Origin of the sequence: Campylobacter sp. P0103 (genome assembly GCF_002139545.1) — a bacterium.
Taxonomy (GTDB): Bacteria; Campylobacterota; Campylobacteria; order Campylobacterales; family Campylobacteraceae; genus Campylobacter; species Campylobacter devanensis.
This window is the reverse complement of the sequence record NZ_MJKG01000016.1, coordinates 1-1,314: the sequence shown is the minus strand read 5'-3', so window position 1 is coordinate 1,314 and position 1,314 is coordinate 1. Positions and strand designations below refer to the sequence as shown.

Sequence of the window (1,314 nt, the reverse complement as noted above, 5' to 3'; positions counted from 1 at the left end):
CTAAGCATTGCGAGTAAATTTAAGCTATTAAAGATTTAAATTTAAGCTACTGTAGTAGTCTTAATATATTTTGTTGTACAGCATTTGCCTGGCTCATAGCGTAGCTTCCACTTTGGGCTAGTATGTTAAATTTAGAGAAGTTTGCACTCTCACTAGCAAAGTCTACATCTCTTATTTGAGATTCAGCTGATTTTACATTTACTTGGGTAACTGTAATATTATTTATAGTAGCTACTAATTGATTTTGTACTGAACCTAGGTCAGCTCTTAGCTTGTCTAGAGTCTTTCTAGCTGCTTCAGCTACATCCACCATAGCCTGGGCACCACCATAAGTATTTACGCCACCGGCTTGAGCAGCTGTACCATACACTGCCGAGAAACCACCAGCAAAGAAGCCCATAGCCTTAGCAGTTTCAAAGCTAATTGTTCCTGAATTCATATATTTTAAATTTACAGAAGCTTGAGCATAACCAGTTGATGCATTAGCAGCGGTTATCATAGCGTCACCAGCAGTAAAACCAGATACTAAGGATATACCACCTAAACCAACTTTAATATCTCTAGCATCTTGGCGAATAAATGTGATTTGACCTAAATAAACCGTACCAGCCGAATGCGCATCTCCAGCTAATGAAGCACCCGTTTTAGCACCAAATACAGTAGTAGCACCAGTAGATGTTGAACCAAGTCTAATAGCTCTACCATCTTTAGCAGCTAGGACTAGACGACCATTTTCTAGGCTTGCTTCTACTCCGGTTTCATCTTTTTTAGCGTTAATTGCTGCAGTTAAAGCATTGTCAGAATCATTAGCTTTTACGGTAATATTTCCGATTTTTACGCCATTAATCATAAAATCTTTAATTGTACCAGCAGCAATTGCTTGGCCAAAAATTTGAGTATTATTAACTTCAGCTCTTATACCAGTTTTATCGCTTACGCCATTCATCATTTCAGCTACAGCTTTTAAACCATCTGTTTGTAATGTTTTTGCGCTAATAGTTTGAAATACATAACCACCCGGATATCCATCGATTCCGCTAAGTTTTACAACTGCATCTGCCATTTGAGAAATATTAGAAGCTACAACATTTTTTAGTGTCTCAAACCTAGTATGCCCAATTGTATTTGAGTTTGTAGCACCTATACTTACTTTAGCTGTTTCATTACTATAAGCACCAATTTGGAAGTTTTTGTTTGAAAAATTTCCATTTAGTAGTTGTTGGCCATTAAAGCTTGTAGTAGTAGCTATCATATCTAGTTCTTCAAGAAGTCTGCTAATATCATTTTGAAGAGCTCTTCTAGAATCAGCATTTT

1 protein-coding gene is annotated in these 1,314 nt (G+C 36.8%); it reads right to left on the bottom strand.

The genetic code is table 11. The features are described 5' to 3' along the window. Positions 1-46 precede the first annotated feature (46 nt). Positions 47-1,314, bottom strand: a 1,268-nt coding sequence (locus tag CIGNP103_RS08005) for a flagellin (RefSeq protein ID WP_086268908.1), incomplete at its 5' end; no start/stop codon positions are given.